General features: G+C 66.7%; 18 protein-coding genes, 1 pseudogene and 1 riboswitch. Of the genes and pseudogenes, 12 read left to right on the top strand and 7 right to left on the bottom strand.

The genetic code is table 11. The features are described from left to right. Nucleotides 1-30 precede the first annotated feature (30 nt). The 5 genes from AC3DE2_RS02305 (at nt 31) to AC3DE2_RS02285 (ending at nt 5,124) form a co-directional block, all read left to right on the top strand. Complete coding sequence (locus AC3DE2_RS02305) at nt 31-657, top strand: CDP-alcohol phosphatidyltransferase family protein (protein ID WP_488424912.1); 627 nt, start codon at nt 31-33, stop codon at nt 655-657. Beyond that, nucleotides 657-1,250: a lysophospholipid acyltransferase family protein gene (locus tag AC3DE2_RS02300; RefSeq protein ID WP_488424911.1), complete on the top strand. Its 594-nt coding sequence runs from the start codon at nt 657-659 to the stop codon at nt 1,248-1,250. Before AC3DE2_RS02305 ends, AC3DE2_RS02300 begins: the two co-directional genes overlap by 1 nt. An 80-nt stretch (nt 1,251-1,330) precedes the next feature. Further along, on the top strand, nt 1,331-2,230 hold the full coding sequence (locus AC3DE2_RS02295; RefSeq protein WP_488425242.1) for a phosphatidate cytidylyltransferase: 900 nt from the start codon (nt 1,331-1,333) through the stop codon (nt 2,228-2,230). A 100-nt stretch (nt 2,231-2,330) separates the two neighbouring features. Continuing rightward, nucleotides 2,331-4,193: an ATP-binding cassette domain-containing protein gene (locus AC3DE2_RS02290; protein ID WP_488424909.1), complete on the top strand. Its 1,863-nt coding sequence runs from the start codon at nt 2,331-2,333 to the stop codon at nt 4,191-4,193. A 70-nt stretch (nt 4,194-4,263) separates the two neighbouring features. Further along, on the top strand, nt 4,264-5,124 hold the full coding sequence (locus AC3DE2_RS02285; protein WP_488424907.1) for an alpha/beta hydrolase: 861 nt from the start codon (nt 4,264-4,266) through the stop codon (nt 5,122-5,124). Between the two features lie 48 nt (nt 5,125-5,172). On the opposite strand, the gene ppc is transcribed toward AC3DE2_RS02285, so the two are convergent. Then, nucleotides 5,173-7,896, bottom strand: a complete 2,724-nt coding sequence (gene ppc / locus AC3DE2_RS02280; protein WP_488424905.1) for a phosphoenolpyruvate carboxylase — start codon at nt 7,894-7,896, stop codon at nt 5,173-5,175. A gap of 147 nt (nt 7,897-8,043) precedes the next feature. Further along, a complete protein-coding gene (locus tag AC3DE2_RS02275; RefSeq protein ID WP_488424904.1) occupies nt 8,044-10,533 on the bottom strand; it encodes a S9 family peptidase in 2,490 nt (829 codons plus the stop codon). A gap of 124 nt (nt 10,534-10,657) precedes the next feature. Then, a riboswitch (S-adenosyl-L-homocysteine riboswitch) is annotated at nt 10,658-10,748 on the top strand. Nucleotides 10,749-10,786: 38 nt separating this feature from the next. Between AC3DE2_RS02275 and ahcY the strand changes: the two genes are divergently transcribed. Beyond that, the gene (gene ahcY / locus AC3DE2_RS02270; RefSeq protein ID WP_488424903.1) at nt 10,787-12,220 is read left to right on the top strand and encodes an adenosylhomocysteinase; all 1,434 of its coding nucleotides are present in this window, start codon (nt 10,787-10,789) and stop codon (nt 12,218-12,220) included. Nucleotides 12,221-12,359: 139 nt separating this feature from the next. After that, nucleotides 12,360-12,833: a Cys-tRNA(Pro) deacylase gene (gene ybaK, locus AC3DE2_RS02265; RefSeq protein ID WP_488424901.1), complete on the top strand. Its 474-nt coding sequence runs from the start codon at nt 12,360-12,362 to the stop codon at nt 12,831-12,833. Between the two features lie 37 nt (nt 12,834-12,870). On the opposite strand, the gene AC3DE2_RS02260 is transcribed toward ybaK, so the two are convergent. Next, nucleotides 12,871-13,428, bottom strand: a complete 558-nt coding sequence (locus AC3DE2_RS02260) for a DUF3228 family protein (protein ID WP_488424899.1) — start codon at nt 13,426-13,428, stop codon at nt 12,871-12,873. Between the two features lie 123 nt (nt 13,429-13,551). Here AC3DE2_RS02260 and metF point away from each other — a divergent pair, with 123 nt between their 5' ends. Both metF and AC3DE2_RS02250 read left to right on the top strand, forming a co-directional pair. Beyond that, nucleotides 13,552-14,379: a methylenetetrahydrofolate reductase [NAD(P)H] gene (gene metF, locus AC3DE2_RS02255; protein ID WP_295377859.1), complete on the top strand. Its 828-nt coding sequence runs from the start codon at nt 13,552-13,554 to the stop codon at nt 14,377-14,379. Between the two features lie 90 nt (nt 14,380-14,469). After that, the gene (locus tag AC3DE2_RS02250; protein WP_488424898.1) at nt 14,470-15,054 is read left to right on the top strand and encodes a hypothetical protein; all 585 of its coding nucleotides are present in this window, start codon (nt 14,470-14,472) and stop codon (nt 15,052-15,054) included. Nucleotides 15,055-15,091: 37 nt separating this feature from the next. On the opposite strand, the gene AC3DE2_RS02245 is transcribed toward AC3DE2_RS02250, so the two are convergent. The 4 genes from AC3DE2_RS02245 to rimK form a co-directional block, all read right to left on the bottom strand. Beyond that, complete coding sequence (locus AC3DE2_RS02245) at nt 15,092-15,412, bottom strand: hypothetical protein (protein ID WP_488424896.1); 321 nt, start codon at nt 15,410-15,412, stop codon at nt 15,092-15,094. A 135-nt stretch (nt 15,413-15,547) separates the two neighbouring features. Beyond that, the gene (locus AC3DE2_RS02240; protein WP_488424895.1) at nt 15,548-16,924 is read right to left on the bottom strand and encodes a sensor histidine kinase; all 1,377 of its coding nucleotides are present in this window, start codon (nt 16,922-16,924) and stop codon (nt 15,548-15,550) included. Beyond that, nucleotides 16,911-17,594 carry a response regulator transcription factor gene (locus AC3DE2_RS02235; protein ID WP_295377865.1) on the bottom strand — a complete coding sequence of 228 codons (684 nt, stop codon included), beginning with the start codon at nt 17,592-17,594 and terminating at the stop codon, nt 16,911-16,913. Before AC3DE2_RS02235 ends, AC3DE2_RS02240 begins: the two co-directional genes overlap by 14 nt. Before the next feature lie 331 nt (nt 17,595-17,925). Beyond that, complete coding sequence (gene rimK, locus AC3DE2_RS02230; RefSeq protein WP_295377867.1) at nt 17,926-18,810, bottom strand: 30S ribosomal protein S6--L-glutamate ligase; 885 nt, start codon at nt 18,808-18,810, stop codon at nt 17,926-17,928. A 283-nt stretch (nt 18,811-19,093) separates the two neighbouring features. On the opposite strand from rimK, the pseudogene AC3DE2_RS02225 reads away from it, so the two are divergent. From AC3DE2_RS02225 to AC3DE2_RS02215, 3 genes and pseudogenes are all read left to right on the top strand, one after another. Further along, nucleotides 19,094-19,356 (top strand): annotated as a pseudogene (locus AC3DE2_RS02225) (IncC plasmid conjugative DNA transfer DtrJ family protein); the annotation flags it as partial. Between the two features lie 1,092 nt (nt 19,357-20,448). Next, on the top strand, nt 20,449-20,652 hold the full coding sequence (locus AC3DE2_RS02220; protein ID WP_488424893.1) for a hypothetical protein: 204 nt from the start codon (nt 20,449-20,451) through the stop codon (nt 20,650-20,652). Nucleotides 20,653-20,722: 70 nt separating this feature from the next. Continuing rightward, nucleotides 20,723-21,424: an ATP-dependent Clp protease proteolytic subunit gene (locus AC3DE2_RS02215; protein WP_488424891.1), complete on the top strand. Its 702-nt coding sequence runs from the start codon at nt 20,723-20,725 to the stop codon at nt 21,422-21,424. Nucleotides 21,425-21,498 lie beyond the last annotated feature (74 nt).

Genomic DNA, 21,498 nt, shown 5'->3' with positions numbered 1-21,498 from the left:
CGTCCCGCGCATTTCGTCTATTCTCCCGTCATGGGGAACTCATCCGAACGACGACCGATCGCCGCGCGCGGCAGCGGCTGGGCGCGCGCACTGAGCGCGGCGCTGGCGCGCTCGAGCGTCACGCCCAACCAGATCTCGGTGCTCAGCATCTTCTTCGCGGCGGTCGGCGCGGCAATGCTGGCGTGGGCGCCCTCCACCGCCGGCCTGCTACTGTGCGCCGCGTGCGTGCAGTTGCGCCTGTTGTGCAACCTGCTGGACGGCATGGTCGCGATGGAAGGCGGCAAGCAGACGCCCACCGGCGCGCTGTACAACGAATTTCCCGATCGGATCGCCGATTCGCTGCTGATCATCGGCCTGGGCTACGCCGCCGGCCTGCCCTGGCTGGGCTGGCTGGGCGCGTTGCTGGCCGCGCTCACCGCCTATGTGCGCGTGTCCGGCGGCAGCCTCGGCCTGCCCCAGGATTTCCGCGGGCCGATGGCCAAGCAGCACCGCATGGCGGTGCTGACCGCGGCCTGCCTGCTCGCCGTCGGCGAGCGCTTCCTCATCGACACCGCGTGTGTGCTGCCTGCGGCGGCGTGGATCATCGCGATCGGCTCGCTGCTGACCTGCGTCACCCGCACCCGCGCGATCGCCGCCCGACTGCGCGGGAACGCCTGATGGGATCGCGCCTGCTCGCCGGCCTGGCCCATCTGTTCTTCGGCGCGTATCCGCGCTGGCAGGGATCCCGGCCGGAACCGCGCCAGCGGATCTATTTCGCCAACCACGCCAGCCACATCGACACGGTGGCGCTGTGGGCCGCGTTGCCGCCGCCCCTGCGCGCGCATACGCGCCCGGTCGCCGCGCGCGACTACTGGGGCCATGGCCCGCGGCGCTGGCTGGCCCGGCACGGTTTCAACGCGGTGCTGATCGATCGCCAGCGCAGCAGGCCCGAGCAGGATCTGCTGGAACCGCTGTACCAGGCGCTGGACGCCGGCGATTCGCTGATCCTGTTCCCGGAAGGCACCCGCAACCACGACATCCATCCGCAGGCGTTCAAGTCCGGGCTGTTCCATCTGGCGCGCCGGTATCCGCAGGTCGAACTCATCGCGGTCTACCTGGACAACGCGCGGCGTTGCCTGCCCAAGGGCAGCCTGGTGCCGGTGCCGCTGGTGTGCAGCGTGCGCTTCGGCGCACCGGTCGCGCTGCGGCCGGACGAGGACAAGGACGCCTTCCTGGAACGCGCCCGCGCGGCGGTGGTGGCGCTGGCATGACCCTGATCGCGACCGATCTGCCGGTGGGCGGCTTCCTGCAGGCCGCCATCGCGCGCGCGCCGCAGACGTTCTGGGGCGTGATGGGCGGCATCGGCGCGCTGCTGCTGCTGGCCAGCCTGATTGGCTGGCTGCTGCACCTGCGCAGGCCCGGACCGGTCATCGACAACCTCAACGCGCGCATCCGCGCCTGGTGGGTGATGGCGGCGGTGCTGGCGGCCTGCTTCCTGCTCGGCAAGGTGGCGACGCTGATCCTGTTCGGCCTGCTCTCGTTCCTGGCCCTACGCGAATTCATCAGCCTCACCCCGACCCGGCGCGGCGATCACCTGGCGCTGTGCCTGTGCTTCTACATCGCCATCCCGCTGCAGTACTGGTTGATCGGCGTCGACTGGTACGGCCTGTTCGTGGTGTGCATTCCGGTATATGGCTTCCTGCTGTTGCCGGCGGTGTCGGCGTTGTCGGGCGACACCGAGGACTTCCTGGCGCGCAGCGCCAAGGTCCAGTGGGGCCTGATGCTGGCGGTGTACTGCCTCAGCCACGCCCCGGCGCTGCTGTTGCTGCGCATCCCCAGCTACGAGGGCCAGAACCTGATGCTGCTGCTGTACCTGCTGCTGGTGGTGCAGTTGAGCGACGTGCTGCAGTACGTGTTCGGCAAACTGTTCGGCCGGCACCTGCTGGCGCCACTGGTCAGTCCGTCCAAGACGGTGGAAGGCCTGATCGGCGGCGGCCTGTCCGCCGCCGGGGTGGGCGCGGCGCTGTGGTGGATCACCCCGTTCACGCCGTTGCAGTCCGGGCTGCTGTCGCTGCTCATCATGCTGTGCGGCTTCCTCGGCGGGCTGGCGCTGTCGGCGGTCAAGCGCAGCCTGGGGGCCAAGGACTGGGGCGAGATGATCGAGGGCCACGGCGGCATGCTGGATCGCCTGGACTCGGTGGTGTTCGCCGCGCCGATCTTCTTCCACGTGGTCCGCTACGGGTTCCAGTAGGACCCCGCGGGTTCCGGGCTGCGGACCGGCCCCGTGATGGAAGTGGACCGCCCCGCCCGCGACGCGCGGATCGCGCGGGGCGGCCGGGTACAATGGCGGCATGTCCCTTCTGCAATTCCAGCGGGTCGACTTCAGCGTCGGCGGTCCGCTCCTTCTCGAACACGTCGATCTGTCCATCGAAGCCGGCGAGCGCGTCTGCATCGTTGGTCGCAACGGCGCCGGCAAGTCCACCCTGATGCGGCTGATGGCCGGTGAAATCCGGCCCGACGACGGCGAAATCCGGATCCAGGGCGGCGTGGTGGTCGCGCGCATGGCCCAGGAGGTCCCGCAGGACACCGCCGGCAGCGTGTTCGACGTGGTCGCCCAGGGCCTGGGCGATCTGGGCGCGCTGCTGGCGCGCTATCACCACGCGCTGGCCGAGGGCGACATGGCCGCGCTGGGCGAGGCGCAGGCGCAGATCGAGGCCCGTCACGGCTGGGACCTGGACCGCCGCGTGCAGCAGGTGCTGACCCGGCTGGAATTGCCCGAGGACGCCGACTTCGCCGCCCTGTCCGGTGGCATGAAGCGGCGCGTGCTCCTGGCCCAGGCGCTGGTGCGCAAACCCGACATCCTGCTGCTGGACGAGCCGACCAACCACCTGGACATCGAGGCGATCGCCTGGCTGGAGGGTTTCCTCAAGCAGTTCGAGGGCAGCCTGGTGTTCGTCACCCACGATCGCAGCTTCCTGCGTTCGCTGGCCACCCGCATCGTCGAAATCGATCGCGGCCAGCTCACCAGCTGGCCGGGCGACTACGACAACTACCTGCGCCGGCGCGAGGAGCGCCTGCACGCCGAGGCGCAGGAGAACGCGCGCTTCGACAAACTGCTGGCGCAGGAGGAAGTCTGGATCCGCCAGGGCATCAAGGCACGGCGCACCCGCAACGAAGGCCGCGTCACCGCGCTCAAGGCGATGCGCCGCGAACGCGCCCAGCGCCGCGAACTGTCCGGCAACGTCAGGATGGAAGCGGCCGCGGCGCAGGCGTCCGGGCGCAAGGTCATCGAGGCCACGGACGTGTCGCAGGCCTACGACGGGCGCGTCCTGCTGGACGCCGTGTCCACCACCATCATGCGTGGCGATCGGGTCGGCATCATCGGCCCCAACGGCGCCGGCAAATCCACCCTGTTGAAGATCCTGCTGGGCGAATTGGCGCCGCAGCGGGGCGAGGTCAAGCTGGGCACCGGCCTGCAGATCGCCTATTTCGACCAGCACCGCAGCCAGCTGGACGAATCGCTGACCACGCTGGAGAACGTCGCCGAGGGGCGCGACTTCGTCGAGATCAACGGCAGCCGCAAGCACATCATCGGCTACCTGCAGGATTTCCTGTTCTCGCCCGAACGCGCGCGCGCGCCAATCACCCGGCTGTCCGGCGGCGAGCGCAACCGCCTGTTGCTGGCCAAGCTGTTCGCCCAGCCGTCCAACCTGCTGGTGATGGACGAACCGACCAACGACCTGGACGTGGAAACGCTGGAACTGCTGGAAGAGCTGCTGCTCGACTACAAGGGCACGCTGCTGCTGGTCAGCCATGACCGCGACTTTCTCGACAACGTGGTCACCAGCACCCTGGTGCTGGAGGGCGAAGGCCGCCTGGGCGACTACGTCGGCGGCTATAGCGACTGGCTACGGCAACGCCCGGCGGCGGTAGCAGCGGCGGCGGCGAAGCCATCCATCGCCGCACCCTCGCCCGCCGCCAGCCCGGCGCCGGCACGGCGCAAACTCAGCTACAAGGACGCGCGCGAGCTGGAGCAGTTGCCCGCGCGCATCGAGGCGCTGGAGGCCGATATCGCCGGCCGCACCGAGGCGATGAACGCCCCCGCCTACTACCAGCAGGATCCGGCCAGCCTGCAGCGCGCCAACGAGCAACTCGCCGCGCTCCAGCAGGAACTGGAACTGGCCTACCAGCGCTGGGCGGAACTGGACGGCTGATGCCGTCGCGGGCATTACGTTCCATGCCCGCGCCCCTTGACCGTCGCGCGGGCGCAAGCGATGTTGCGCCATGCCGACCGCTCTCCCGATCTCGCCCTTCCTCACCCGTGACGGTCTGCGCCTGCACCAGCGGGACTGGCCGTTGCAACGGCCGCGTGCGCGCCTGCTGCTGGTGCACGGGCTGGGTGAACACTCGGGACGCTATGCGCGGCTGGCCGAAGAACTGAACGCCGCCGGCATCGCGGTACGCGCCTACGATCATCGCGGGCACGGCCGTTCGGAAGGCGCGCGCGGGTGCGTGGACGAATTGACCCGGCTGCCACGCGACACGGTCTCGGTGTTCAACGCCTATGCCGCCGAAAGCGGTGACCTGCCGTTCCTGTTCGGCCACAGCATGGGCGGCCTGGTCGCCATGCAGGCCGTCCTGCTCGAAGACCTGATCCCCCGTGGCCTGATTGCTTCCTCGCCGGCGCTGGCCACCCATGCCGGTGGCATCCAGCGCGCCCTGGCACGCTGCCTGGCCGGCTGGTGGCCGGACCTGACCCTGCGCACCGGCCTGGATGCGGATCGCCTCTCGCATGATCCGCATGTCGAACATGAGTATCGGAACGACCCGCTCAACCATTCCCGGATCAGCGCGCGCCTGGCGCATTTCATTTTCGGCGGTGGCCGCCGGGTGATCGCGCGGGCGCCGGATTTGAGGACGCCGACCCTGCTGCAGTTCGCCGCCGACGATCATCTGGTGGATCCCGCCGGTTCGCGCGCGTTCGCCGCCGCCGCGCCGCAGCGCAAGCTGCGCGCGCACGAATACCTGCGCCTGTACCACGAGATCTACAACGAGGCCGAGGCCGAGCGCAGCCGGGTGGTCGCGGATCTGCTGCGCTGGCTGGATCTGCAACTGGACCGGCCCAAGCGCGGGCACGAGGGCTGATCGCCCCGCCCTCGGGCGGGTCGGCGGATCCGGATCGGCAGGCGGATATCAGCCGGTGTTCTGCACGCCCTGCGATACGCCGTTGATGCTGGCCACCAGCGCCCGCAACAGGGTTTCGTCCTCGCGCCCGGTCTCGCGCCAGCGCCGCAGCAGGTCCGCCTGCAGCACGCTGATCGGATCGATGTACGGATTGCGCAGGCGGATCGACAGCGCCAGTCGCTGATCATGCTGCAGCAGCCATTCGTCGCCGGTCAGGCGCAGCACCCAGCGCAGGGTCAGCGCATGCTCGCGCTGGATGCGCGGGAAGAACTCGCCGTGCAGGTCGCCGGCCATCCGCGAGAACATCTCCGCGATGCTCAGATCGCCCTTGGCCAGCACCATCGAAATGTCGTCGAGGAAGGTGCGGAAGAACGGCCAGTCACGCGCCATCTCCAGCACCGCGTCCTCGCCGTGCGCGTCCACCGCGGCCTGCAGGCCGCTGCCCACGCCGAACCAGCCGGGAATCACCGCCCTCGCCTGGCTCCAAGCGAACACCCACGGAATCGCGCGCAGGTTGCCCAGCGCCGCGTCCTGGCCGAGCCGGCGCGACGGCCGCGAGCCCAGGGTCATGCGCTCGATCACGTCGATGGGCGTGGCGCTGCGGAAGTAGTCCATGAAGCGCGGCGCACCGACGAAATCGCGATAGGCCTCGCTGCTGTGGCGGGCCACCGTGTCCATGACCGCGCGCCATGCCGGCTCGCGCGGCTCCTGCGGGCGCGGGCGCAGCGACGACGCCAGCACCGCGCCGACCGCCTGTTCCAGCGAACGCAACGCCAGCGCGCGGATGCCGTACTTGCGGTGGATGACCTCGCCCTGCTCGGTGACCCGCAGGCGCCCGTCGACGCTGCCGCGCGGCGAGGCATCGACCGCGCGGGTGGTCTTGCCGCCGCCACGGCTGATCGAACCGCCGCGGCCGTGGAAGAAGGTCAGCTTGATGCCGAGTTCATTGGCGGTCTGCAGCAGTTCCACCTGCCCGCGCTGCAAGCCCCAGCGCGAAGCGGCGATGCCGCCGTCCTTGCCGCTGTCGGAATAGCCCAGCATCACCATCTGCACGTTGCCGCGCGCGGCCAGGTGCGCGCGGTACACCGGATCGGCCATCAGATCGCGCAGGGTGTCGGGACCGTGGCGCAGATCGTCCACCGTCTCGAACAGCGGCGCGATATCCAGCGGCACGTGCCCGTCCGCGTCGACCAGTCCGCCGCGGCGCGCCAGCGCCAGCACGGTGAGCACGTCGGCGCGGTTGTGCGCCATGCTGATGATGTAGGCACCCAGTGCGTCGGTGCCGTGCCGGTGGCGCGCATCGCCCAAGGCCGCGAACACCGCGTCCAGGCGCGGATTGCCTTCTTCCTCCGACGCCGGCAGCCGCCGTTCGCCGCTGGCATAGGGCGCCAGCAACGCACCGCGCTCGACCGCATCGCGTGATTCCCATGCCGCATCACCCAGCGCGGCCGCGACCGCGCGCGCATGGACACTGGATTCCTGGCGCACGTCCAGGCGGGCCAGGTGGAAACCGAAGCTGCGGATGCGCCAGGCCAGCCGGCGCACCGCGAACCAGCCGGCATGGATGCCGCGATTGGCTTCCAGGCTGCGCAGGATCAGATCGACATCGTCGGCGAGTTCATCCGGGCCGGCATACCCCTGCGGACGATCCTCCAGGGTCGCCTGCAGGCGCGCCCGCATCAGGTCGTTGAACAGGCGATACGGCATGTCGCCGTGGCGGGGGCGGGACTGCGCCGCGGCCTGCGGCAGCAGTTCGCGATACGCGTCCACGCGCGCGGTCACTTCCGGTGACACACCGACCAGCGAGGTCGACTGGCTGAGCAGCGTGGTGAGCTGGCGCAGTTCCTTGATGTAGCGGCGCAGGATCAGCGCGCGCTGCGCGTTGAGGGTCGCGGTGATCGTGCCGGCGTCGACGTTCGGATTGCCGTCCATGTCACCGCCCACCCAGGTGCCGAAGCGCAGCAGCCGTGGCAGGTGGCGGGTGATGGCGGATTGTTCGCCATACACCTGGGTAATGGCGTTTTCCAGCGTTTCGTACAGCACCGGCATCACCCGGTACAACACTTCGATCAGGTAGAAGCCGACATGCTCGCGCTCGTCCTCCACGCCGGGGCGCACCGGCGAGGAATCGGCGGTCTGCCAGGCCGAGGTCAGCGCCATCCGGAAGCGCGCGGTGTCGGTGGCCTGTTCGCCGGGCGTGCGCGTGCCATCCAGCCCGTTGACCAGGCTGGCGACCATCAGTTGTTCTTTCTCCAGCAGCGCGCGCCGCACCGCTTCGGTGGGATGCGCGGTGAACACCGGTTCGATGTCGACGCGCGGCAGCCACTGCGCCAGCTCGTCGACGCCCACGCCCTGCGCGCGCAGCCGCTGCAACACGTCCTGCAGGCCTTCCGGTTGCGGCTTGCTGCTGTCGGTGCGCTGGTAGTCGCGGCGACGGCGGATGCGATGCACGCGCTCGGCGATGTTGACCACCTGGAAGTATGCGCTGAACGCGCGGATCAGCCCTTCGGCGTGCGAAGGCTTCAGCCCGGCCAGCAATCCCGCCAGCGACTGCGGCGGCGCATCGCTCTGGCGGCGCGCGATGGCGGTGGTGCGCACGCGTTCGACTTCATCCAGGAACGCGGGCGAGACCTGTTCGGCCAGCATGTCGCCGACCAGCGCGCCGAGCCGGCGCACGTCTTCGCGAAGCGGTACATCGGGGGGAGCGAACTCGAGACTGCGGGGCGAATTCATCGAGGCGGCGGACCGGACGGCGGGGGTGAGTCCCCAACACTACCCCAATTCGGCCGCCGTTTGCTGCACCGCCGCACGCCTGTCCCGCGATGTCCCGCGGGACAGGCGAACCGGACCGCAATTGGTCCGGCTCCGGTCTGCTATGGGTCAGCGCTTGGGCGCCTCCGGCGCCTGCTTCACGTAGCGGTCGAGCCAGGCGTTGGATTCGGCCAGCATCTGCAGGATCGATTCGCGCGCGCGGTAGCCGTGCGATTCGTTGGGCAGCATCACCAGCCGCGCGGTGCCGCCCAGTCCCTTGATCGCCGCGTACATGCGCTCGCTCTGGATCGGGAAGGTGCCGGAGTTGTTGTCCTGCTCGCCATGGATCAGCAGCAGTGCGTCCTTGATCCGGTCGGCGTGGTTGAACGGCGACATCGTTTCGTACACCTCCGACGCCTGCCAGAAATTGCGCTCCTCGGCCTGGAAGCCGAACGGCGTGAGCGTCCGGTTGTAGGCGCCGCTGCGGGCGATGCCGGCCTTGAACAGGCGGGTGTGCGCGAGCAGGTTGGCGGTCATGAACGCGCCGTAGGAATGCCCGCCGACGGCGATGCGATCGCGATCGGCCACGCCCAGGCGCACCGCCTCGTCCACCGCCGCCTCGGCGCTGGCGACCAGCTGCGGCACGTAGGTGTCGTTGGGTTCCTTGTCGCCCTCGCCCACGATCGGCACGGAGAAGTCGTCCCACACCGCGTAGCCCATCGCCAGGAATGCCTGCGGTCCCCAGTAGCTGACCGCGTTGAAACGATAGGGCGAATCGGTGACCTGGCCGGCGGCCTCGGCGGATTTGAACTCGGCCGGATACGCCCACATCAGCATCGGCAGGCGGCCATCGCGCTTGGGATCATGGTTCGGCGGCAGGTACAGGGTGGCGGTGAGATCCACGCCATCCTTGCGCTTGTAGCGGACCTGCTGCTTCTTCACGCCCTTCAGCTGCGGCGTGGGATGCGGGAAGCGGGTCAGCGCGCGCGGCGCGGCCTCGCCTTCGCTGACGAACAGGTTGGTCGGCTCGTCCGGCGATTCGCGGGTGATCAGCAGGCGCTTGCCATCGGCGTCCAGTGGCGCCACCGGGGCGGCGTAGTACGGCGCCTGCGAATGGAACAGGCGGGTCCTGCCGCCTTCCGCATCGCCCTTGTCGAGATCGACCTTGTCCAGGAAGGGCCGATCTCCTTCCGGCGACGCGCCATCGCCGATGCGGAAGATGCTGTGGCCATCGGCGGCCATCATCAGGCGCATTTCGCCGCGTGCGTCCTGCGCGAGCACCGGTTGGCCGGGATCCTGGTAGCGGTCCTCGTAGGAACCCTCGCGGATCAGTTTGGGCGCCTGCGCCGCATCGTCCGGCGCGATCCGCCATTCGCGGATCCGGCGGTTCTTCCACCACGCCTCGCTGATCAGCGCCAGCTGGCCATCGCCCCACTGGATGTCGACCAGGCGCATGCCCAGCCGCGCCAGGGTCACCGGCGGCCGCTCGAACGGCGCGGCCTGCATCATCACCGCGTCGCGGATAGCGGCGTCGCGCGACGGATCGCCGCCGTCCTGGGCCTCGGCCCAGACCAGGGTGGCATCGGCGTCGGCGCGCCAGTGGATGTCGCGCACGCCGGCGGGCACCGCGTCATTGCCGGGCGGCAGGCCTTCGATCAGCGGCAGTTTCGCCACTTCGTGGACCAGTTGCCCCTGCATGTCCAGGACCTCGATGCGGGTGGGGAATGAACTCACCGGCACCAGGTAGGAGAACGGGCGCTCGATGCGACGGCGCAGGATGTAGCGGCCATCCGGCGAAGCCGACAGCGACAGGTTCAGATCGGGATTGCCCAGCGGCTTCACCGCGCCGGTCAGGTCGATCAACGCGGGTTGCGAGCGCAGCTGGTACTCCAGCAGGCGCGCGTCGCCTTCGTTGCGGAGCATGTCCTGGTAGGTGCGGATCTGCACCACGCCGCCACCGGCCTGGGTCTGCTGCACGTTGGGGCCGGACGGCACCGGGCTGCGCTCCGGCGGCTCGCCCTGTCCCTGCGGCTGCAACTGCACCAGCAGCCGGCCGCTGTCACCCAGCCACGCATAGCCGCGTCCCACCACCGTGTTGAGCGCGCGATCGGTCAGGCGCCGGGCGCTGCGCGCCGCCACGTCGATCAGCCACAACTCGTTGGCGGCGGACTGCGGATCGATGCGATTGAACGCGATGTAACGCTGATCCGGCGACCAGCGGAAACCGACCATCGACAGCGGCTGCGGCAACCCCTGGATGCGCAGTTCATTGCCGGAGGCGATTTCCTGCAGCCAGAAATCACTGCCGAAGGAAAACCGGCTGGCCGAATGGCTGCGCGGATGGATGCGCAGGCCGGCCAGCTTCAGTTCCGGCTGGGCGACGACGTCGATGCCGGGCAGCGCGGGGACCTGCATCAACGCCAGCAGATCGCGGCGCGGGCTGACCGAAACGTCGGGGCGGCGGGGCGCATCGACGATGGCGCGCAGGGCCGGCGGCGGCAACTGGTAGCCGGCGTCGGCGCTGGCGGGCGGCGCCGACGCCGGCGTGCGCGCGAAGGCGGCCGGGGCCAGCAGGCCGACCGCCAAGGCCAGGGCGGCGATACGGGGCATGGGGGTCATGCGGGACTCTCGTTGGCGGGGATTCATCCGAGCTTAACAACGGCGCGCGGGGCCCGGCCACGGCCGTCGGTCATGCCCCGGCCCATCCATCGCTCCATCCGGAACAACCGATATAATGGCCACCCTCGCCGAGGGGCGCTGCGACCGTGACGACTTCCAGGGAAGTGCACGCGGCCAGGCTCGGCAGGACTTTTCTGTAACGGCGCCCGGTCGAGAATGCGAGCCCAGGCTCGCCCACTAACCGGAGCAACGCATGAACGCCGTACGCCAGTTTTCCACCGAGGGTGACTACAAGGTCGCCGACATTTCCCTGGCCGACTGGGGCCGCAAGGAAATCGACATCGCCGAGCACGAGATGCCGGGCCTGATGTCCATCCGCCGCAAGCACGCCGCCGCCAAGCCGCTCAAGGGCGTGCGGGTGACCGGTTCGCTGCACATGACCATCCAGACCGCCGTGCTGATCGAAACGCTGGTCGACCTGGGCGCCGACGTGCGCTGGGCCTCGTGCAACATTTTCTCCACCCAGGATCACGCCGCCGCGGCGATCGCCGCCACCGGCACCCCCGTGTTCGCATGGAAGGGCGAGAGCCTGGAGGAATACTGGGACTGCACGCTCGACGCGCTGAGCTTCGGCGGCGGCAAGCAGGGTCCGGAACTGGTCGTCGACGACGGCGGCGACGTCACCCTGCTGATCCACAAGGGCTATGAACTGGAAAACGGTTCGGACTGGGTCAACACCGCCTCTTCCAGCCATGAGGAACAGGTGATCAAGAACCTGCTCAAGCGCGTCCACAAGGAGCGTCCGGGCTACTGGACCGACGTGGTCAAGGCCTGGAAGGGCGTGTCCGAGGAAACCACCACCGGCGTGCACCGCCTGTACCAGCTGGCCGAAGCCGGCACCCTGCTGGTCCCGGCGATCAACGTCAACGACTCGGTGACCAAGTCCAAGTTCGACAACCTGTACGGCTGCCGCGAGTCGCTGGCCGACGGCCTGAAGCGCGCGATGGACGTGATGCTCGCCGGCAAGGTCGCCGTCGTCTGCGGTTACGGCGACGTCGGCAAGGGTTCGGCGCACTCGCTGCGCGCCTACGGCGCCCGCGTGGTCGTCACCGAGATCGATCCGATCTGCGCGCTGCAGGCGGCAATGGAAGGCTTCGAGGTCAACACCCTCGAGGACACCCTGGGCACGGCCGACATCTACGTGACCACGACCGGCAACAAGGACATCATCACCATCGATCACATGAAGGCGATGAAGGACCAGGCCATCGTCTGCAACATCGGCCACTTCGACAACGAGATCCAGGTCGATGCGCTGGTCAACTTCCCGGGCGTGCAGAAGGTCAACATCAAGCCGCAGGTCGACAAGTACGTGTTCCCCAACGGCAACGCGATCTTCCTGCTGGCCGAAGGCCGCCTGGTCAACCTGGGCTGCGCCACCGGCCACCCGAGCTTCGTGATGTCCAACTCGTTCGCCAACCAGACCCTGGCCCAGATCGACCTGTGGGCGAACAAGGACAGCTACGAGAAGACCGTCTACCGCCTGCCCAAGCACCTGGACGAGGAAGTGGCCCGCCTGCACCTGGAGAAGATCGGCGTCAAGCTGACCAAGCTGACCCAGGACCAGGCCGACTACCTCGGCGTTCCGGTGGAAGGTCCGTACAAGCCGGATCACTACCGCTACTGATCGGCTCGTCCGATCCGCTGTACCTCGCAACGGGCGCCTTCGGGCGCCCGTTGTCGTCTGGCCCAGCAATCCGGTTCAAGACCGCGCGCGGGGAGACAGCCAGGATGCCTGTCATCACCGCCACCGCCCCCCTTCCGCCATGACGCCCGCCATCGAACTGCTCAAGCGCGAACGCGTCGCCCACACGGTGCACGCCTACGCGCATGACCGCGACAGCGGCTCCTACGGCGACGAGGCCGCGGAAAAGCTGGGCCTGGACCCGGCACGCGTGTTCAAGACCCTGCTGGCCGCCACCGAATCCCGCGAACTGCTGGTCGCCATCGTGCCGGTCGCCGGCCAGCTCGATCTCAAGGCGCTGGCCGAAGCCGCCGGTTGTCGCCGCTGCGACATGGCCGCGGTGGACGCCGCGCAACGCGCCACCGGCTACCTGGTCGGCGGCATCAGCCCGCTGGGGCAGAAGAAGCGCCTGCGCACCTTCCTGGACGCCAGCGCGCGCGCCCTGCCCGCGATCCACGTCAGCGCCGGGCGCCGCGGGCTGGAAGTGGAACTGGCGCCGGATGAGCTGGTGCGGCTGACCGGCGCCCACGTCGCCCGCCTCGGGCGGGCGCGCTGACGCGTCGCCCCTCCCGCCGACGGGAAGGGCACCCTGCTCAGGGCCGCCAGTTGGCGTTGTTCTCCCAGAACGCCACCGCGCGCCGATAGGCCTCGCGGTCCAGCGGCGTGCCGGAACCACCCTCCTCCACTCCCAGCGCATTGCGCATCATGGTGATGGGCGCCATCGGAAGCTCCTCCGGCTCGGTGGTGTACAGGCAGCCGACCACGCCCCAGTCGGCTTCGATGGGACTGCCTTCGCGCGCCAGCTGCTCGCGGCTGTACAGGATTACCACCAGGTAGCGGGCCACCGGCGGCTCCACGCCCTCGAACCAGCGCACCAGCACCGGCAGCTCCTCGCGCGTGCGGGCCTCGTAGGCCGAACGCAGCTGGTGGCGGTTGGCGTCGGTGATCGGCACCGTGAGGCAGCGGGTGGAAGTCCAGTTCTCGTGCACGTGCAGCTTGCAGAACGGCGCGTAGCCCTCCAGCACCTTCAACGGCGCATGCGCGTTGAGATGGCGTTCGAACTGTTCGGGCGTGCAGTCCTGGAGGGTGTTGCGGCGGATTTCCCGGGGAAACAGGCGGGTACGGGCGAAGGGCGTCAGGACGATGGACATGGACGGGCGTGGTGAAGGAACCCGCACAGGGTAGCGCGTGGCCGTTCCCGATTCCGGCCGTCGTTTGCATATCCATCTTGATGGAGAGATATAATGCCGGCATTCCCGTCGCCCGCACCGCCCATGACCGCCCTGAGTTTCGAGTTCTACCCCCCCAAGACCGACGAACAGCGCGCCCAGCTCGACCGCACCGCCGAGAAGCTGAAGGACTACGCGCCGGAGTACGTCTCCTGCACCTTCGGTGCCGGCGGTTCGACCCTGAGCTATACCTCCGAGACGGTCCGCCATCTCAACCAGAAGCACGGCTTCTCCGCCGCGCCGCACCTGTCCTGCGTGGGCGGCAGCCGCGAGGAGATCCGCGAGCTGCTCAAGCTGTATCGCGCCATCGGCTGCAAGCGCATCGTCGCCCTGCGCGGCGACCTGCCCTCGGGCATGGGCCATCCGGGCGACCTGCGCTACGCCTCCGAACTGATCGCGTTCATCCGCGCCGAGCATGGCGACAGCTTCCACATCGAAGTCGGCGCCTATCCCGAGACGCATCCGCAGTCCGACGACGCGCTGACCGATCTGAAGTACTTCAAGGCCAAGGTCGATGCCGGCGCCGACGGCGCCATCACCCAGTATTTCTACAACGCCGACGCCTATTTCCACTTCGTCGACGCGGCGCGCAGGATCGGCGTGACCATCCCGATCGTGCCCGGCATCATGCCGATCTCCAATTTCTCCCAGCTCAAGCGCTTCTCCGAAGCCTGCGGCGCCGAGATTCCACGCTGGATCAGCAAGCGCATGCAGGCCTACGGCGATGACGCGGACAGCATTCGCGAATTCGGTGCCGACGTGGTCGCGCGCCTGTGCGATCAGCTCGTCGCCGGCGGCGCGCCGTCGCTGCACTTCTATACGCTCAACCTGGCCAAGCCGACCCAGGCCGTGCTGAGCCGCCTGGGCCGCTGAAGCCGCACGCCGACGGCGCGGCGCTCCCGTCACGACCAAGTGACGGCTGGAAGCATTGGCGGATCACGCGCCGGCCGGTAGGCTGGCGCGATGCGATTCCCCGTCCTGATGCTGTTCGCCGCCTGCCTGGCCTGGTCCGGTGGAATCCCGCGCGCGCAGGCGCAGGATCCGGTGCAGCGCTGCACCACCATGAGCGGCGAGACCGTCTACACCGACAAGCGCTGCGAGGACATCGGCGCGATGGACCGCCTGCCCGATCCCGCATCCAGTTCCGTGCGCGGTTCCTCGGGTCTGTACCGCGGCACCTGTTCGCGGACCCTCAGCGATCTGGTCTCCCAGATCACCGCGGCGGTCGACGCCCACGACGTCAACCGCCTGGCCGGCATCTATCAATGGAGCGGCATTTCCGACGCCTCCGCCAACCGGATCCTGGACCAACTGGAAGCGGTCGTGCAGCGACCGCTGATCGACATCGTCCCGATCCGTCCCACCGCGCCGGTGCTGGCCGAGGACGGCAGCGTGGTGGATGCCAACCTCGACGGCTACTACCCGCAGACCACGCCGCAGCGACCGGTCGGCCTGCGCCTGGAGCAGACCCTGAAGAACAGCGCCACGCCTTCTCGAACCGTGTTCGGGCTGCGGCGTGCCTATAACTGTTTCTGGATCACTTTGTAAGCGGGCCAGCTTGCTCAACTGGCCCGCTCAAATCCAACTAGATCCACTGACAATAACGAACACACGGACACACCGGGTCGTCTGCGCAACCCGGAAGGGGGACACACATGCAATCCGGATCATCCTTGTCCCGCAAAGGTCCCTTTCCACCGGCATACAAGGCGTCGTCAGAATCCACTGAGGTCGAGAGGGGCGAGCAATTTTCCTCGCCACTCCGGTCTTCCTGGATATCGGGAATTTCCATCACCTCTGGCTCTGAAGCCACCGCGAGGTTGAGCAGACCACTTTGCAGACCTAAACCAACAAACAACATCGATATCAATAAAATTGAACGAACAATGTTGTGAATACCGATCATGGGATTCTCCATAGTTAGGAAAGTGCACATGGGTTCAGTGCACCTGCGAAACTACAGAGTCGGGTTTCGTCAAATCAAGGAAACGCCAGCCAAAATTAGTGGTGTCACACACCCTAGATAAAGACCAGACACCACTCAATCTAACGTCTGTTCCTTTCCAGCTGCCCCCCCGCCTGTATCTTTGGTGGGAGAGAAAACCAACCTTGCGACAACGCCCTTTGTATCTCCGGGCCTGACACTGACCTGCCAGTCGTACAACGCGCACAGTCGGCTGACGATCGACAAACCGATACCACCACCCTGCGAGTGCCCGGCGTGGGTGCCTCGATAGCCCCGCTCGAACAGGCGCGCAGCATCTTCCTTGCTCAGCCCAGGGCCGGAATCCTCCACTTCGACCGCGGCCGGCAGCAGTCGTACTATCACCTCGCCATCGGGGGTGTACTTGACCGCATTGCCGATCAGGTTTCCAAGTGCGACCGACAGAGCCGCTTCCGGCGCATCTATCTTCACCTCACCTTCGCCTTCCACGCGAAGTTCGAGTTTCTTCCCGCCAAGCTGAGCCCGATGTGCATCCAGCAATTGCTCAGCGACCCGACCAACGTCAGTGTTGCCGTGTCCACGTTCGCTGCGCGAAAGAAGCAGCAGCGCACTGATCAGATCGGTGCATTGCTGTTCCGCACGTTGGATGCGCTGGATGCGGGTACGAGTCTTCTCGTCCAGATCCTGGCGGGACAGCATCAGTTCGACCGAACCACGGATGACCGCCAGCGGGGTGCGTAGTTCGTGGCTAACATCGGCATTGAACTCACGATCGCGCTGGACCACTTCGGTCAGGCGGTCGGAGTAGTCGTCCAGCGCCTTGGCCAGTTCACCCACCTCGTCTTCCGGGAAATGCGGGGCCAGCGGCTTGGGATCACTGCTGCCCTTGTAGGCGCGCAGCCGTCGCGCCAGGCTCGACACTGGACTCATCACGCGGGAAGCGGACCACCAGCCGATGATCAGCGAAAGCGCGCCGAACAGTATGACCGACAGATACAACCATCGCTTGAGCTGCATTTCGCCCTTGCGCGACTGTGTCATGTCGTAAGCCAGGAAGAACCATGCCTCGGGCGTCTTGCGCACCGCCAGCTTGTACGAATACGGCTGCCCGTTTTCGTCGATGCCGCTGAGGTTGTGGATGCCGTCCTTGAAGTCGTACCAGTCGGGCTGGTCGGCGCGCAGGCGCTCGAATCCGTCGGGCCTGACGATGCGGGCACGCATCTGCTGCACTGGCAGCACTACGTTGTCCGGGTTCAGCTGGTATAGCTGCCATGACTTATCGATGTTCTGATTCATCACGTCTTCGACCAGCTCGTTTTCCACGCGCTGGCGCGTCACGTCGGTCAAGTAGGCAAACAGGCCCGTCAGGCCCGTGCCCAGCAGGAAGAACGAGAGGATGATGCGGGTGCGCAGCCGGTGGCGGAACTTGGCCGCGCGCCGGGCGGCCGGTTGCCGCCGCTCAGCCGTTGCCATCGGGCGCGGCGATCCGGTAGCCGATGCCGTGACGGGTCTGGATCAGCGGGGTCTCGAAGGGCTTGTCGACCACCGCGCGCAGGCCATGGATGTGCACGCGCAGGGAATCCGAATCCGGCAGTTCCTCGCCCCAGACGCGGGTCTCCAGTTCCTGGCGGGTGACCACCGCCGGGGAGGCTTCCATCAACGCCTGCAGGATCTTCAGCGCGGTCGGGTTGAGCTGCAGCAGCTTGCCCTGCCGGCGCACTTCCAGGGTGTCCAGGTTGTATTCCAGGTCGCCGACTTCCAGCACCCGGGTCTGCACGCCCTTGCCGCGCCGCGACAGCGCGTTGAGGCGGACTTCCACCTCCTGCAGGGCGAACGGCTTGATCAGGTAGTCGTCGGCGCCGGAGTCGAAGCCGGCCAGTTTGTTGTCCAGTGAATCGCGCGCGGTGAGCATCAGCACCGGGGTCTGCTTGCGCGCTTCGTTGCGCAGCTTGCGGCAGACTTCCAGGCCGTCCATGCCCGGCAGGTTCAAGTCCAGCACGATGGCGTCGAATTCGTGGACCACGGCCAGGTGCAGGCCGGTGACGCCGTCGGCGGCGAAATCCACGGTGTGGCCGCGTTCCTCCAGGTAGTCCCCGAGGTTGGCGGCGATGTCGCTGTTGTCTTCAATGACCAGAATACGCATGGCGGTTCCTGTGTTGGGATCCATTCGACCCGTCGCGCGGGCCGCGGTTCCAGAAGTGAGACCCCGAATTTAACAAATTCTCCCTGCATGGCCCGCGTGCAGCGTGCCGGGCCTTGCAGCGCCGCCTCCCGGCCAAGAAAAAGCCCAGGCCGGCGGGCGCCGACCTGGGCCAAGATGTGCCCCGATTACCGTAATCCTGTGCTTTCCAGAAGTAACCCAATCCAGGGAAGACGCAGAGCTTATCGGTCGGGCAAGGCTACGCGGATTTCGACTAAAAAACCGTTAAAGACCGCGTTAATTCTGCGTGAAATCGCCCTGTTCAGGCGCAGGTTCAGCCTGAACAGGCGGCCCCATCCGCCAGGTGGTCGACGATGGCCCCTGCCACGTCCACGCCGCAGACCGCCTCGATGCCTTCCAGGCCGGGGGTCGAGTTGACCTCCAGCACCAGCGGACCGCGGTGGGAGCGGATCAGGTCGACCCCGGCCACCCCCAGGCCCAGCACCTGCGCGGCCCGCACTGCGACCGCCCGCTCCTCCTCGGTCGCCGGGGCCGCCTCGGCGGTGCCGCCGCGATGCAGGTTGGAACGGAAGTCGCCCTCCGGCGCCTGGCGGCGCATGGATGCGATGACCCGTCCGCCCACCACGAAGCAGCGCAGGTCGGCGCCCTCGGCCTCGCCGATGAATTCCTGGACCACGAAGTTGGCGTACAGCCCGCGCAGCGCCTCGACCACGCTGCGCGAGGCCGACGGCTTCTCGGTCAGCATCACCCCGGCGCCCTGCGCGCCCTCGTTGAGCTTGATGACGTGCGGCGGCGGGCCGAGCATCGACAGCAGGTCGGTGGTGTCGTCCGGGTTGTCGCCGAACACGGTGATCGGCAGGCCGATGCCCTGCGCCGCCAGCAACTGGTGCGCGCGCAGCTTGTCGCGCGCGCGCAGGATGGCGTCGGACGGATTCGGACTGAAACTGCCCATCAGTTCGAACTGCCGCAGCACCGCCGTGCCGTAACGCGTCACCGACGCGCCGATGCGTGGAATCACCGCCGCGTAGCCGGCGATGGGCTTGCCCATGTAATGCATGGCGAAACCATGCGAGGCGATGCGCATGTAGCAGCGCAACGGATCCAGCACGCGCACCGAGTGGCCGCGTTCGCGTGCCGCTTCGACCAGGCGCCGGGTGGAGTACAGCTTGCTGTTGCGCGAAAGGATGGCCAGTTTCATGGGGCGTATGCCGTGGGGACGGCAACAGGATCGCACGCCCCCGGCAATCGTGGATAACGGCCCGGTGACATGGGAGGGGGGAGAAAAGGTGGCTCAGGTGACGGGAACAACAACCCGCTCCTACATATTTGATTTTAAAAACAATTTACACACATCCGGCGGTGACATGGGCCGCTTTGAGAGCCAATGGTCACCCATAGCCCGCTCGGGGCGCTGTGCACCTCGATAAGGCATGCTCGACTACGAACCCACCCAACTGTCCGAGCAGTTCACGCGCGGCGCCATACCGCTGTTTCTGCTGGCCTCCTTCGTTGGCCCGATTGACGACCCGGTGCGGCGGGACATCCGCAAGCTCGGAGCCGGCCGCGAAACAGGCTTTGTCTACCACCGCGCGAAGGCCGCCCTGATGCCGCTGGCCGTGTTGCCGTGGGGTCATCTACCTTGCCGCCGGTGTCACTGCATCCCTTGCTGATCCCGCTGCCAAGTGCCGCACTCCTTGGACTTGCGAGGAATAGCGCGGCAGGAAGTTTCAAGAAATACTTCTGACGGCAGGAAGCGCTGCATGCCGTGCGAGCCGGTCAACCTCGCCTGATGGGCAGCGGGTACTCGGCGAGTGGATGCCCTTTCTCTAGGGTGTGGCACGGGCGAATCCGAACCGGTTCGCGCCCCGCACAGTCTGTTCAACGACAGACCCGCGCCAACGTGGTGGTTTCGGACGCCTGAGTCCATTCAACCCTGGTTTCCCCGGTCCGCAGCACCAAGGCATCCTGGGTGCAGTGAGTACGTTGAACTGCATGACGTCGAACTCGGTGAAGCTATCCGGGTGCGTTTCCAGCACGCCATCCGTGAGACGTCCGCCAACCACATCTACTTCTTGACGCGTCGCAGGACAGGAAGATGCCGCATCCGCATATAGGGAATTCCCTACATCACCGTCTCCTGCCATTACCCTGCATGGCGCTGCCGGCTATTCAAAGCGTTCGTGCGCCTCATCAGCGTCAATGTTAATTGACACGACTCTATTGCTCTGCAACCGTGAAATCGTCGAAGCCCTTCGTTCATGGTGCTGAAACACCGGGCATCAGGACGACGGACTTCTACGCCGATACATTGCGACAAATGCCGCAATCACGCATTTGGCATTGGAGCATCAAGGACGAGCAGTGATGGCCACTTGATCTTGACGAGCTAACGGCACCGGCCATCCAAATCCAAAAGGAGAGTTTGATGCGTCTTATTCCGCCAAGCGAGCTGGTGCGCGTGACCGGGGGTACTGGATCTACCCCCACCACTCAACCACCCCAAACGACCACCTCCGGCAATACAACGACCATGACATGTCCGACGGGCACCCTGGCGATCACGAGCGTCCTGGAAAATCAGGTGTCAGTGACCTGCATGAAAGGCGAAATCGTCGAGAAGAAGAGCTGACATGGAGGTGATTCCCAAGGAACGACTCGCGCTCATCGCCGGCGGTGCAGACACTCCCCCGCCCTCCCCGCCACCCCAACCAACAACCAACGGCTCCACTACCACCATCACCTGTCCTGCCAACACGGTGATGACCGTAACCGTTCTTTCGACGGAAACGGTCACAGTGATGTGCATTCCCAAGTAAACGTCTCAGGAGAAGACACCATGCGCATGCTTTCCCCCAACGAACTTCGCTCCGTCGCCGGCGGCGATACCGCCCCTACCTGCACGGTCATGTCCGCCACGATCACGGGTTCAAACGGGGTCTCGGCCACCGTCTATACGACCGTCTGCTCCTGTCCGGCCGGCACCTCGCTGGAAACGACGACCTCTGGCAATACGGTCAAGGCCACCTGCAAGAGCGATTGAGTTCGACTGCTGGAAGGTCGCGCGGGGGTAGAAGTCCGTCCCCGCGCGTTCTCTTTTCCGAGAAACCGCAATGACCGCAGCCATCATCATTCGATACCTGAGTACACTGTTGTTGTTCATTGGCACGCAAACCGCGAGCGAACCGAGGGATGAGGCCCGGTTCGTCGAAGCCAGGGCGGCTTTTACGGCTTGCAAGGCTGAATCGGCCAGCACCAATCCGCTTCTGGCACACGTTACCTACTCGCAGGAAACGCACTCGCTGTGCATCGTCGGCAATATCAACGGATCGCTCGCCAGCGCAGTCCGCAAGAAGCTCAACGAGCTTGCCAACGTGGGTGACCAGGTTTCCCACGTCGTCCTATCAAGTGATGGGGGTCAACTTCAGTCGGCTATCGACATCGCCAACGAAATCGAGAAGCTCAACGCCTCGGTCGTGGTTGGCGAGCGCTGCGCGTCCTCGTGTGCGCAATTTCTGTTTCTAGCAGGCAAGGACAAGGTCCTTCTCAAGGGAGGTTTGCTCTTGTTTCACGGCGGCCCTGTCCCCGACGACACCATTGCGGCAATGAGTATTCCCGACGCCGCAAAGCAACACCTGCGCTCCGAACAAGAGGCGTTCAGGGCGTTCTATCATTCCCACGGCATCGATATGGCCATGCTGACCAATCCCCCACCCGATGTTCAGCGCGATCTGGACGCTGGGATGCTGGTCATGTGGTCGTGGCCGGCCGACAAGCTGGAAGCCTTCGGAATTGACGGGGTATTCCAAGAATGAATGCCGTCTCTCCAAGTTCGCGTGCTGATGTTTCGGCGTTACCGCGATCATGGCAAGGCGCCACACGCAATACG

The sequence above is a fragment of the Pseudoxanthomonas sp. 68-E7 genome (genome assembly GCF_057773145.1).
The sequence above is the reverse complement of the archived record's forward strand: the minus strand, read 5'-3'. Positions and strand labels throughout refer to the sequence as shown.

What these genes read in the sequence shown, in the direction of transcription:
- AC3DE2_RS02305 (WP_488424912.1), top strand. Translation starts at nt 31, where the DNA reads ATGGGGAACTCATCCGAACGACGACCGATCGCCGCGCGCGGCAGCGGC.
- AC3DE2_RS02300 (WP_488424911.1), top strand. Translation starts at nt 657, where the DNA reads ATGGGATCGCGCCTGCTCGCCGGCCTGGCCCATCTGTTCTTCGGCGCG.
- AC3DE2_RS02295 (WP_488425242.1), top strand. Translation starts at nt 1,331, where the DNA reads ATGGGCGGCATCGGCGCGCTGCTGCTGCTGGCCAGCCTGATTGGCTGG.
- AC3DE2_RS02290 (WP_488424909.1), top strand. Translation starts at nt 2,331, where the DNA reads ATGTCCCTTCTGCAATTCCAGCGGGTCGACTTCAGCGTCGGCGGTCCG.
- AC3DE2_RS02285 (WP_488424907.1), top strand. Translation starts at nt 4,264, where the DNA reads ATGCCGACCGCTCTCCCGATCTCGCCCTTCCTCACCCGTGACGGTCTG.
- ppc (WP_488424905.1), bottom strand. Translation starts at nt 7,896, where the DNA reads ATGAATTCGCCCCGCAGTCTCGAGTTCGCTCCCCCCGATGTACCGCTT.
- AC3DE2_RS02275 (WP_488424904.1), bottom strand. Translation starts at nt 10,533, where the DNA reads ATGACCCCCATGCCCCGTATCGCCGCCCTGGCCTTGGCGGTCGGCCTG.
- ahcY (WP_488424903.1), top strand. Translation starts at nt 10,787, where the DNA reads ATGAACGCCGTACGCCAGTTTTCCACCGAGGGTGACTACAAGGTCGCC.
- ybaK (WP_488424901.1), top strand. Translation starts at nt 12,360, where the DNA reads ATGACGCCCGCCATCGAACTGCTCAAGCGCGAACGCGTCGCCCACACG.
- AC3DE2_RS02260 (WP_488424899.1), bottom strand. Translation starts at nt 13,428, where the DNA reads ATGTCCATCGTCCTGACGCCCTTCGCCCGTACCCGCCTGTTTCCCCGG.
- metF (WP_295377859.1), top strand. Translation starts at nt 13,552, where the DNA reads ATGACCGCCCTGAGTTTCGAGTTCTACCCCCCCAAGACCGACGAACAG.
- AC3DE2_RS02250 (WP_488424898.1), top strand. Translation starts at nt 14,470, where the DNA reads ATGCGATTCCCCGTCCTGATGCTGTTCGCCGCCTGCCTGGCCTGGTCC.
- AC3DE2_RS02245 (WP_488424896.1), bottom strand. Translation starts at nt 15,412, where the DNA reads ATGATCGGTATTCACAACATTGTTCGTTCAATTTTATTGATATCGATG.
- AC3DE2_RS02240 (WP_488424895.1), bottom strand. Translation starts at nt 16,924, where the DNA reads ATGGCAACGGCTGAGCGGCGGCAACCGGCCGCCCGGCGCGCGGCCAAG.
- AC3DE2_RS02235 (WP_295377865.1), bottom strand. Translation starts at nt 17,594, where the DNA reads ATGCGTATTCTGGTCATTGAAGACAACAGCGACATCGCCGCCAACCTC.
- rimK (WP_295377867.1), bottom strand. Translation starts at nt 18,810, where the DNA reads ATGAAACTGGCCATCCTTTCGCGCAACAGCAAGCTGTACTCCACCCGG.
- AC3DE2_RS02220 (WP_488424893.1), top strand. Translation starts at nt 20,449, where the DNA reads ATGCGCATGCTTTCCCCCAACGAACTTCGCTCCGTCGCCGGCGGCGAT.
- AC3DE2_RS02215 (WP_488424891.1), top strand. Translation starts at nt 20,723, where the DNA reads ATGACCGCAGCCATCATCATTCGATACCTGAGTACACTGTTGTTGTTC.